The 10997-nt window shown below is 57.7% G+C and carries 11 protein-coding genes and 1 pseudogene; 5 read left to right on the forward strand and 7 right to left on the reverse strand.

Features of this window, described 5'->3' with window-relative positions; all coding sequences use genetic code 11:
• Window positions 1-787 (reverse strand): glycosyltransferase family 2 protein (locus tag QMM04_RS17530; protein WP_282996628.1); only part of this gene is annotated, 787 nt, incomplete at its 3' end.
• Between the two features lie 205 nt (window positions 788-992).
• Between QMM04_RS17530 and QMM04_RS17535 the strand changes: the two genes are divergently transcribed.
• Window positions 993-2087, forward strand: a complete 1095-nt coding sequence (locus QMM04_RS17535; protein WP_021507782.1) for a YncE family protein — start codon at window positions 993-995, stop codon at window positions 2085-2087.
• A 75-nt stretch (window positions 2088-2162) separates the two neighbouring features.
• On the opposite strand, the gene QMM04_RS17540 is transcribed toward QMM04_RS17535, so the two are convergent.
• From QMM04_RS17540 to QMM04_RS17550, 3 genes are all read right to left on the reverse strand, one after another.
• Window positions 2163-2453 carry a DUF1330 domain-containing protein gene (locus QMM04_RS17540; RefSeq protein ID WP_021507781.1) on the reverse strand — a complete coding sequence of 97 codons (291 nt, stop codon included), beginning with the start codon at window positions 2451-2453 and terminating at the stop codon, window positions 2163-2165.
• On the reverse strand, window positions 2453-3334 hold the full coding sequence (gene yghU / locus QMM04_RS17545) for a glutathione-dependent disulfide-bond oxidoreductase (RefSeq protein ID WP_021507780.1): 882 nt from the start codon (window positions 3332-3334) through the stop codon (window positions 2453-2455). The genes QMM04_RS17540 and yghU overlap by 1 nt, the downstream gene beginning before the upstream one ends.
• Window positions 3335-3435: 101 nt before the next feature.
• Complete coding sequence (locus QMM04_RS17550; RefSeq protein ID WP_282996629.1) at window positions 3436-4455, reverse strand: LacI family DNA-binding transcriptional regulator; 1020 nt, start codon at window positions 4453-4455, stop codon at window positions 3436-3438.
• A gap of 100 nt (window positions 4456-4555) precedes the next feature.
• Here QMM04_RS17550 and QMM04_RS17555 point away from each other — a divergent pair, with 100 nt between their 5' ends.
• On the forward strand, window positions 4556-5566 hold the full coding sequence (locus QMM04_RS17555) for a Gfo/Idh/MocA family oxidoreductase (protein ID WP_282996630.1): 1011 nt from the start codon (window positions 4556-4558) through the stop codon (window positions 5564-5566).
• 153 nt (window positions 5567-5719) lie between these two features.
• On the opposite strand, the gene QMM04_RS17560 is transcribed toward QMM04_RS17555, so the two are convergent.
• Window positions 5720-6604 (reverse strand): sugar phosphate isomerase/epimerase, encoded by an 885-nt coding sequence (locus QMM04_RS17560; protein WP_021507777.1) that lies wholly within the window; start codon window positions 6602-6604, stop codon window positions 5720-5722.
• 320 nt (window positions 6605-6924) lie between these two features.
• Here QMM04_RS17560 and QMM04_RS17565 point away from each other — a divergent pair, with 320 nt between their 5' ends.
• Entirely contained in the window at window positions 6925-7944 is a 1020-nt protein-coding gene (locus tag QMM04_RS17565) for a LacI family DNA-binding transcriptional regulator (RefSeq protein ID WP_282996631.1), read from the forward strand.
• A gap of 29 nt (window positions 7945-7973) precedes the next feature.
• Here QMM04_RS17565 and QMM04_RS17570 read toward each other — a convergent pair whose 3' ends face one another.
• On the reverse strand, window positions 7974-8144 hold the full coding sequence (locus QMM04_RS17570; protein WP_159377357.1) for a hypothetical protein: 171 nt from the start codon (window positions 8142-8144) through the stop codon (window positions 7974-7976).
• Here QMM04_RS17570 and QMM04_RS17575 point away from each other — a divergent pair.
• Together QMM04_RS17575 and QMM04_RS17580 are read left to right on the forward strand one after the other, a co-directional pair.
• Window positions 8143-9066, forward strand: a complete 924-nt coding sequence (locus QMM04_RS17575; protein WP_282996632.1) for a TIM barrel protein — start codon at window positions 8143-8145, stop codon at window positions 9064-9066. The two genes, QMM04_RS17570 and QMM04_RS17575, sit on opposite strands and share 2 nt — an antisense overlap.
• Window positions 9067-9076: 10 nt before the next feature.
• Window positions 9077-10246: a Gfo/Idh/MocA family oxidoreductase gene (locus QMM04_RS17580; protein WP_058774901.1), complete on the forward strand. Its 1170-nt coding sequence runs from the start codon at window positions 9077-9079 to the stop codon at window positions 10244-10246.
• 100 nt (window positions 10247-10346) lie between these two features.
• Here QMM04_RS17580 and QMM04_RS17585 read toward each other — a convergent pair.
• Window positions 10347-10595, reverse strand: a pseudogene (locus QMM04_RS17585) (LysR family transcriptional regulator); the annotation flags it as partial.
• Window positions 10596-10997 lie beyond the last annotated feature (402 nt).

Below are 10997 nucleotides of genomic sequence, written 5' to 3' on the forward strand. Positions count from 1 at the left end.
TCCGATGTTTATGTGCAATATTAATCCAGTGGCAGGATAGCAGATTACGATAGCGCTCCTGCAACACCTCATCCATATGCTGCGTTGCGCTCACTAAGAGTGAAATTTTGTGTTTATCCAGCTGGCTGGATAAGCTGTTGCCGCGTTTAAAATAAAGATAAGGGCTCTGGCGGCTATAAGCGATTACATCACTGCTGACCAGGATTTCCGGGAAAAGCCAGGCGTCCTCGTAGCAGGTATAATCCGGGAAGGGATGTGCCAGCAGCATGGTGCGCTTAATAAACTGACCGATAAAGTGCGCCTGTAAATCGCGATGAATCAGGAATTTTTCAATGGCCTGATGCCGTGACAGTGTTTCCGCCTGCAGGCCCTGCCATGTGATGTGCTGAGGCCGGGATTCATATACCTCATTAAGCGCCGTGAACAGTGCGTCCGGACGATGGCTTTTCAGGTAGCGGACAATATCGGTGAGGGCGTCGGCCAGCAACTGATCGTCGCCATCCAGCATCGTAATATATTCACCGCTGCACTGCTGAACGCCAAAATTACGCACCCGGCCAATGTTGCGGTAATCAATATTAAATACTTTCGCCTGCGGATGCCGCCGGGAAAAATCATCGAGTAACGCTGCAGTGTTGTCGACGGATGCGTCATTAATAAGAATAAATTCAATATACTGCTCAACACCATGACAGGCCTTTTCTAAACTCGCCAGCGTGTCAGGCAGAAATTTTTCACTGTTATGGGCCGTTAGCAACACACTGATTAAATAGTCAGGAACCATCATTTTTTAAATCAACATCTGTGGCAGGAATGCCGTCAAGCATACTACAAGTAGCAATTTGAGGGGAGGGCATTGACGCAGTGCAGCTCTGCGCCTCCTGCCACCGATCAGGCACATTTACGACTGATACAATAATGCGTATGATTCTCATTCCTTTTTATGCTTCCTGCTCGCGCAGGTAACCCATCGGTCCTTACCGGAGACAGCAATGACTTCATCATTACGCCCGCGCGCCACCGCGCTGGCTCTGGCGCTGCTGGCAGCCATGAGCCTGAGCGCCTGTCAGGCGCCGGCTAAAAAATCAGTAGCGCCTGCCGCCGCGGCTAAGCCAGCGGCAGCGGAGAAGGTACAGCAGCGTGAACTGGGCGACGGCCTGTATGAAATGGCCTATGTGCCGGGCGATCCGGCTGCGCTGTATGTGGCCAGCGCGCAGGCGTTTAAAACCGTCAACGGTGGCGTGCTGTATCGCCTGGATGCCCGCACGCTGGCGACGCTGGGCGAAACCCATACCGATCTGAAAAACTTTGGCATGACGGCTTCACCGGACGGCAGCGTACTGTACATTACCAACACGCTGGACGGTGGCGTGACGAAAGTGGACGCCAGAAGCGGTAAAGTGCTGCAGCGTCTGCTGTTTGGCCTGAAAAACGACAAAGGCAATCCGGTTGGCGCGCGTGAAATCCTGCTGCATGACGGCCTGCTGTACATCGGTGCGATTGAGAATCCGGCGATGATTTGGGTGGTCGATGCGAATACGCTGCGGCTGAAAACCACCATCAAAAACGCCGGTAAGTGGGTGACCGGGTTGCTCTATTCGGCGTCAACCGACCGTATTTACGCGGCGAACGGCAGTGGCGAAGTGCTGGTGATTAATCCGCGCAGTCACAAAATTGAGCAGCGCTGGACGCCAGGCGATGGCAAGGAGTATCTGCTGTTAAATCTGGCGGAAGATGCCGCCAATGGCCGCCTGTACGTCACTGACAATTCTAAGGGCAAAACCACGCTGGTATTTGATGAGCGCAGCGGTAAGGTGATCAAACGCCTGGATGTCGGCGATTCGCTTGGCATCAAATTCAATGCGAAGCGCAACGAGATTTACATCAGCCAGCGACTCGGCGGCAAAGTGCTGCAGCTGGACGCGACGACTTACGCAGTGAAAAATAGCTGGACGCTGCCGACCCACCCTAACAGCCTGCTGGTGTCGCCAGATGGTCAGACGCTGTACGTGACGGTGAAGCAGGGGCTCAATAAAGATCGCTCGCCGCAAGGGCCGGATAGCGTGGTGCGGATTACGCTGGATTAACCGCGCTGGGTTTAATCGCGGCGCGAGGGATCGCGCCGCGGATAACCCGTGCTTAGCAACGGGTTACGTCATCCATTACGCCACGCCGTTCACCAGCAGTACGCGGTAGTTGGCGCCTTTCAGGCGATGCGCTTTGGCTTCCTGGTAGGCCGGGCTGAAGTACCAGGCTTTGGCGGCCTCGGCATCTTCAAACTGCAGCACCACCACGCCTTCAGCATCGCGCCCTTCCAGTACCTCCAGATCGCCGTAAAACGCCAGTGGCGTGATGTGGTGATCGCCACGCGCCGCGCCGGCTTTCTGCGAATAGGTGGCCAGCTCATCTTTATCCAGCGTTTCGTCTTTAATCATAACGACATATGCGGCCATTATTGTTCGCCTCGCGCCTGACGTTTGTCTTCAGTATTGGTATCAAAATCGCTCGCATCGTGCCGTTCCAGCAGCTGATCCTGCGGCTCGGCGCCAAATGCCCGGTTCACTTTACGCCCGCGGATCACCGCCGGACGGTCGGCAATCTCTTTTGCCCAGCGCACCACATTTTTGTACGACTGCACATCGAGGAATTCGCCGCCACCGTACTGGTTGTTCAGCACCAGATTGCCGTACCACGGCCAGGTTGCGATATCGGCAATGGTATATTCGTCGCCGGCGAGGAAACGGTGGTCCGCCAGCTGGCGATCCAGCACATCAAGCTGACGTTTGGCTTCCAGCGTGAAGCGGTTAATGGCGTATTCAATTTTCTCTGGTGCGTAGTGATAGAAGTGGCCGAAACCGCCGCCAAGGTACGGCGCGGATCCCTGCAGCCAGAACAGCCAGTTCAGGGTTTCAGTGCGGCCCGCCACGTCAGAGGGAATAAAGTGGCCGAATTTATCTGCCAGATAGAGCAGGATATTGCCGGATTCAAACACGCGCAGTGGCGGCGTGATCGAGTGGTCGCGCAGCGCCGGAATTTTTGAGTTGGGGTTAACCTCAACGAAGCCGCTGGAGAACTGATCGCCATCGCCGATGCGGATCAGCCAGGCGTCATACTCCGCTTCCTGCACGCCGAGCGCCAGCAGCTCTTCCAGCAGAATGGTCACTTTCTGGCCGTTTGGCGTCCCCAGCGAATAGAGCTGCAGCGGATGCTTACCGACCGGCAGCGTTTGCTCATGCGTCGGCCCGGCGGTTGGACGGTTAGTCTTCGCCCCGTTACCTTTGGCTTCCGGGTCCCAGGTCCAGACTTTCGCGGGCTGATACTGATTTTCCGACATAATGCGTTCGCCTTGTTGTGAGAAGATTTTTGCTGCTACTGAGTGTAGCAGCACGCTATCACGCCGATTTAACCGCGCTGGCGATAAAAGACAAAGTCGAATCAGGCAAAATTCTCTTGCGTAAACAGCATAAAGTCGACTTTACCGGGCTGATAGGTCTCTGGTTGCTCACCCTCTTCCAGATGTCGCAGCAGCAGCGTCAGCGCCAGCTGTGCGTGACGCAGGGTGTTTTGATCGAGCGTCAGCGTCAGCACGCGTTTGGCCAGCAGCTCACGCGTGGTTTGGTAAAGTTCGTGCGTAACATATATCACCTTGCCGCACAGCCGGTGGCGCGCCAGCGCTTCGTGAATCTGCGTGTTGCCCATGCCGGTATTGTACAGGCCGACAATCTGCTGCGATGCGGCCAGCGTTTTCTCCAGCAGCCGGCTGATGCGCTCGCGCTCATCCTGGCCAGCGATGATCTCCCGCAGCCGCAGATGCGGGAAGCGCTCCGCCAGCACCGCCTGAAATCCTTCGATGCGCAGACGGTGCGCGGCGTAATCGGCGCGACCGCTAACCAGCACCACGTCACCCGCCACGGGCAGCATGCTGCCGAGCATCAGCGCGGCGGTGCGTCCCGCCTTCAGCTGATCAATACCGACATGGCACAGGCGCGGCGCATCAGGCAGATCGGCCACCAGCGTAATGACCGGTACGCCACGCGCTTTACAGGCCTCAAGCGCCGCGTAAATCAGCGGATTTTCATGGGCGAAAACAATCAGCCCGTCCATCTTTTTGCTGCTGGCTTCGATATGCGCCGCCAGCTTTTCGGGCGCATGCTCCGGAATCAGCGTGCGGTGCAGTCGCAGGCGACGATAGCCGAGCTCATCCGCCAGCCGGGCAAAATCCTGCGCCAGCTGTTGAAAGAAGAAGGAGCCGTTACCGCTCAGCAGCACCTCTATCTGCCATGCGTGGCGGTGTTCCTCCGGCAGGATGCGTTTCAAACCCGCTTCGCGCGCCGCCAGTAAAATCTTTTTCGTCATCGCGGGCGACACGCCGCCCCGGTCGTTCAGCACCCGATCCACCGTGGCGACGCCTACGCCCACCCGCTTAGCCAGTTCGGCCAGCGTCATTGTTTTCATCTGAGTGAATTCCATCAAAAACCGCGTTCAGACAGCCTGCCAGAAAGCGATATTTTGACAAGACCGACGATGCTGAAGTGTGAGCAACAGGAGCGTTATCATGCGCAGTGCGCAACGTTTTGCCTTGATTGGCTGTGGATTTATTGGCCAGGTGCATGCCGCAAACCTGGCGCGCCATCCCGGCGTTGAGCTGGCGCTGGTGTGCGATATTGACGCAGCGCGCGCCGCTGCGCTGGCAGAGCAGTTTGGGGCGCGGGCCGCCAGCGTGCCGCAGGCGCTGAGCAGTGAGGCCATTGATGCGGTGCTGATTGCCAGTGCGACGCCGACCCACGCTCAGCTACTGGAGCAGGCGGTGCTGGCGGGCAAAGCGGTGTACTGTGAAAAACCGATCGATTTGTCGCTGTCGCGCGCCCGGGAAGTGGTAGCCAGCATTTCCCCGCTGCAGGTGCCGGTGACGGTAGGGTTCAATCGGCGTTTTGATCGCAGCCATGCACAACTGAAAGCCCAGCTGCAGCAGGGCGTGATTGGGCGCAGCGAGCTCATCCAGATGGTGTGCCGCGCCTCTGAACTGCCGCCGCTGAGCTATCTGCAGGCGTCCGGTGGACAGATGCGCGACCAGGCCATCCACTTTTTCGACCTGCTGCGCTGGTTAACTGAGGATGAAGTGGTCACCGTGGGCGCGCTCGGTGCCGCGCTGGCGATGCCGGCGATCCGCGACATTGACGTCGATACCTCAGTGCTGATTATGCGCCTGCAGCAGGGCGCGCTGGCGCAGCTCGATAATGCCCGTCGTACCGCTTACGGTTATGACGAGCGCATCAGCGTGATGGGCAGTCTGGGCATGCTGGCGTCGGAAAGCCAGGCGGTGCGCGGTGCAACGCTGTATCAGGGGCAGCACATCCGCCAGCCGGGACTGTATGCGGACTGGTTCAGCCGGGTACAGGAGACCTATTACAGCCATCTCGATGCGTTTGTGCGCCATCTTGGCGGTGAGAAAGTGACTGGTCTGCCGGGGCTGATTGACGGGCTGCGCGCGCAGGCCATCGCGGAAGCGGCGCAGCTGTCGCTGACGCGCGGCGAGTTTGTTGAGGTGGAGTGGGTGACGGTTTGATGGGGAGTGGGTGATGGCGTTTGCCCTCACCCCAACCCTCTCCCGCAGGCGGGAGAGGGGGCTGATTGTGCATCCATCTCTCTTTAGTGGGAGAGGGGCTGATGGTGCGTCCATCTGTCATTGGCGGGAGAGGGGGTTGATTGTGCGGGCGATTTACAGATTCAGCAGCTCGCGCTCAATCAGCTCGCGGGTTTCCACCGCCTGATACTTCATCTTCTCCGGATAGCCAAACAGCGCGGCGGAGATAATCGACTCGCCGCCCACTTTATAGTGGCGGTTAGCGAAATCCATCTCGCGCAGCGCTTCGAACAGCGCGTCGAAATTCACCTCACCTTCGCCAACGGCCACGTGCTGGTGGATGGTGGCATCGACGCCCGGCGGGTTAACGATGTAGCGACAGTGTTTGGTGTGGTTCATGGTATCGGCAATCAGCATGTGCGACAGATCGTCGCCAGCGTAATGCAGCATACTCTTCACGTCGCCTTTGCCCTTGTCATAGTAGAACGTATGCGGTGCGCTATAGATGTATTTGACGTTGTCGCTGCGGAACGACTTGACGATATCGGCCGTTTCATTGCTCTCTTCGCAGAAATCCCACGGATGCGCCTGAATTTCCACGCGAATCCCCTCTCGCTCGAAAATCGGCAGCAGCTCGTCCATTGAGCGATAGAACATCTCTTCGCAGATTTCCGGCTCGTTCGGGTTACCGGAGAGCTCGGTATTGATCACCTGCACGCCCATCTCCACGGCAATCTCAATCATTCGCTTCCAGTTTTTCACCGCCGCCTGGCGCCGCAGCTCATCCGGTCCCGACCAGCGATAGACGGTGATAAACGAGGAGATTTCCAGTCCGGTAGCGTTGAGCGCATTTTTGTACTCGCGCATGATCTCCCGGCTGGCTTTTGGGTGTTTATAGAACGGATTGATCTGCGGATGCGGCGACTGTTCAATGTATTTATAACCCCACTCCGCGACCTGATGCACCATACGCGTGATGCCGAGATCGCGGATAACATCCACATCAAAAGCGATTTTCATTGTTGTTCTCCTGCGCGTTACGTTACCCACCACCGCAATCGGCGGCTGGTGTCGCGTCAACTATAAAAACAGCCCGGCACCGGCTCTAATGCTTTGCTGATGCATTTCCATCAGTGCCGGCGGCCCGCTGCGGCGATCGTTTGCCAAATAATTATTCTATTTGCGTGAGAAATGAAACGAATGATGGTCTTTGTGCGACAGCGATCAAAAGAATGAGAGGATCTACTCATTTATTGAGGGATAAACACCGGCTTATATGGCGTGAAAGCATAGCATCAGGCATTATTTTTGATAGTTTATTATCATTAAGGGGCTTAACGATGAGCAAAATTACCATGAGTGCGATTGCCGCCGCTGCCGGGGTGGGGATCGCTACCGTGGATCGGGTGCTCAATCGCCGCGCGCCGGTGCGGGCGCAGACCGAACAGAAAGTACTGGCAGCGGCGCATCGGCTGGGTTACCGCAGTAGCCACGCCCCGCTCAGTGCGCACAGCGACGGCGTGACGCTGCGCATGGGGTTTATCCTGCTGTCGGCTTCGTACTCTTTTTATCAAACGCTAACCGATGCGCTGCGCCAGCAGACTCAGCCATTTCATCCGGCCGGCAGCGAGCCGCTGTTTGTCTGGCACGAGATTGATGAGGTGGCAGCGGTGGTGGATTCGCTCTACCGGCTGGCTGAGCAGGTGGAGGCTATCGGCGTGGTGGCGCTGGATCATCCACTGATCCGCCACGCGATAGCGCACGTTTCGCGTCAGGGCGTGCGCGTCTACGCGCTGTTTTCTGACTTCTCGCCCTGTGGGCATGCTGGCTATTTCGGCCTGGATAATCAGAAAGCCGGGCGCAGCGCGGGCTGGATCGCCAGCCATCTGCTGCATCAGCCGGGTCCGGCGGGCGTGCTGCTGGGGGATCACCGCTTTATCTGTCAGGAGAGCTGCGAGAGTGGTTTTCGTTCGTATCTGCGCGAGCAGGACAGTGCGCGCCGCGTGCTGGAACCGCTCAAAACCCACGAATCGATTGCCGGTGGTTATCAGGCGACTCGCCAGCTGCTGGAGCAACATGCCGATCTGGCGCTGATTTACGCGCCGTGCGGCGGTATAGAAGGGGTCGTTCAGGCGCTGCGTGAGCAGCCGCAGCGTAAGGTGGCGCTGATTTGTCACGGCCCGGTCAATGATGGCGACCTGGCGCTGATAGATGGCACCATCACGGTGATGCTGCGCCACCAGATCGATGACATGGCACGACAGCTGGCGCAAACCGTGCAGCAACGTCACGCTGAGCGCAGCGATCATTTTTCTCAGGTCACCCTGCCGTTTGAGATCGTCATGCGGGAAAATGTCTGAGGCGTTGCGCAGTCACCCTTTGTTATCGCTCACCGGGCGACAGCCGCCCCCGCGCGCATGACGACAGCATTTGATAAAAAAATATCAAAAATTTGATAATTAAATTTATGATCGCTATCAAAGAATGAAAGTTCCATGATTGAGGTTGGTGAAATATCTATTTGATACTGACGCCAGCCCTCATCATAAGGAACCATCATGACCCTACACATTGCCAATGCGCCCTGCAGCTGGGGCGTGGACGATCCTGACAATCCTTTCCTGCCACCATGGCAAACGGTGCTGCGCGAGGCGGCCCAGGCCGGTTACCGCAGCATTGAACTCGGGCCGTGGCGCTATCTGCCGACCGATGCCGCCGAACTGCGCCAGCAGCTGGAAGCGCATCAGCTGTTGCTGGTGGCCGGCACCATTTTTGATGATTTGGTCAGCGAGGCGAATTTCCCGGCGATGGTTGAGCTGACACACAACATCTGCCGCAACCTGTCGCAGGTGCCGTGCGCGGCGCGCACGCACGGTGATAACCGACCCGCGCCCTATCTGGTGATTATCGATTTCGGCAACCCGCAGCGGGCGCAATTTGCCGGCCAGACGGAGAAAGCGCCGCGCCTGGCACCCGCAGACTGGCAGCGCATGATGCAGCACATCACTCAGCTCAGTCACATCGCCTGGCACGACTACGGCGTGCGACCGGTGATTCATCCTCATGCCGGTGGCTGCATTGAGTTTGCTGATGAACTGGAGCAGCTGGTACAGGACATCCCGCATGAGGTCGCCGGACTGTGTCTCGATACCGGCCATCTTTTTTATTCCGGCATGGATCCGCAGACCTGGCTGCAACGCTACTGGTCGCGCATCGACTATCTGCATTTCAAAGACATTAATGCGGCCGTCTGGCGCGATGTGATTGCGCGCGGCGTCGACTTTTTCACTGCCTGTGCCGAGGGCGTGATGTGCCCGCTTGGCCAGGGCGCGATTGATTACCCGGCGCTGCGGGCGTTTCTCGCTGAACGTCACTATCAGGGCTGGATCACCATCGAGCAGGAGCGCGATCCGCGCAATGCCGCCACCAGTCTGCAGGACGTCACGGCCAGCCTGCACTACCTGCATTCCATCGGATTCTGAGGAGAACAGCATGATTAACGGGAGCAAAGTACTGGATCGCGCGCTGCGCTGGGGCATGGTGGGCGGCGGCGGCACCAGCCAGATCGGTTACATCCACCGTTCCGCTGCTTTACGCGACGGCAACTTCACCTTAGTGGCGGGTGCGTTTGATATTGATGCGGAGCGCGGACAAGCGTTTGGTCGCGCGCTGGGCGTGGCGGCCGAGCGCTGCTATAGCGATTACGAAACCCTGTTTAAAGCGGAAGCCGCGCGTGCTGATGGCATTGAAGCCGTCTCCATCGCCACGCCGAACAATACGCACTTTGCTATCTGCCGCGCCGCGCTCAGCGCCGGGCTGCACGTGGTGTGTGAAAAACCGCTGTGTTTCACCTCCGCTGAAGCTGAGGAACTGCAGCAACTGTGTAAAGCGCAGCAGAAGATCATCGGCGTGACCTACGGTTATGCCGGCCATCAGCTGATTCAGCAGGCGCGCACCATGATTGCTGATGGGCTGCTGGGTGAGATCCGCATTGTGAACATGCAGTTTGCTCACGGCTTTCATCACGAAGCGGTCGAATTACAGAATGCCAGCACCAAATGGCGCGTCGATCCGCGTTTTGTCGGCCCGAGCTATGTGCTGGGCGATCTGGCCACCCATCCGCTGTTTATCGCTGAAACCCTGTTGCCGCAGTTGCAAATAAAACGTCTGCTGTGCAGCCGCCAGAGCTTTGTGGCCTCGCGTGCGCCGCTGGAAGATAACGCCTTTGTGATGATGGAATACGACAACGGTGCGGTCGGTACGCTTTGGGCGTCAGCGGTGAACTGCGGATCGATGCACGGCCAGAAAATTCGCGTGGTGGGGGCCCGAGCCAGTCTGGAGTGGTGGGACGAACAGCCAAACCAGCTGCGCTATGAAGTGCAGGGCGAGCCGGTGCAGATTCTTGAGCGCGGCATGGGTTATTTGCACGCCAGCGCGCTGGCAGATGACCGTATTGGTGGCGGCCATCCCGAAGGATTATTTGAAGCCTGGTCGAATCTCTATCGCCGTTTTGCGCTGGCGATGGACGCCACCGATCGCGGCGATCACGCCTTCCTGCAGGACTTCTGGTATCCGGACGTGCACGCCGGGCTGATGGGGGTACGCTGGGTGGAACAGTGTGTCAAATCGGCGGATGCCGGTGCGGTGTGGGTTGAGTGCTGACTGGCTGACGAAATTTAACCGGAGTGCGAGGCAGCGGGGCGGCATCCGTGCTTTACTGGGAGCCGCTGCGCATGCCTTCTGCAGTCGCTGCGGCGATCTGATCGATGGCGCGCTGTGCCTGTTCGCACTGATGCAAAATAGTGAAGGCATGATGGTAGAGCATTTTTCCTGCTTCGGTAGGTGTTACGCCGCGTTTGGTGCGGATCAGTAACTGCTGATTCACTTCTCCTTCCAGCGTGGCAAGCTGCTGGCTTAGCGCCGGTTGCGCAATATGCAAACTTTCAGCGGCCTGCGTCAGGCTGCCCGCGTCGACGATTTTGATGAAATATTTAAGGCGACGAAGGTTCACGATTACTCCCTCTGGCGACACGATTCGGTGTATCTAAAGCGTCCGGCACGGTGAGATGCAGCAGACGCTGAGTTAAGGACAAACGCCACGACGGCAGGCAGGTACTACGATTAACAGTTTTTTAACATCGACACGCGCAACGCGGCGTGACCGGTGGCGCAATTCGCTGGAAAGGTTTGGGCGCAATCGCAAAAGTGTGCGACGCGTCGCGCAAATGGGGGACTGGAAAGAGAGAAATAGCAGCGATACAGCTGCGAATTTTTAGCGCTAAGACCGGCAATGTAGCGAATCAATATGCTGACGCAGAAAAGCAAAAACCCAGCCATAAGGCTGGGTTTTCTGAATAGTGGTGCCCGGACGCGGAATCGAACCACGGACACGGGGATTTTCAATCCCCTGCTC

Origin of the sequence: Pantoea sp. Pa-EAmG, assembly GCF_030024295.1 — a bacterium.
Taxonomy (GTDB): domain Bacteria; phylum Pseudomonadota; class Gammaproteobacteria; order Enterobacterales; family Enterobacteriaceae; genus Pantoea; species Pantoea dispersa.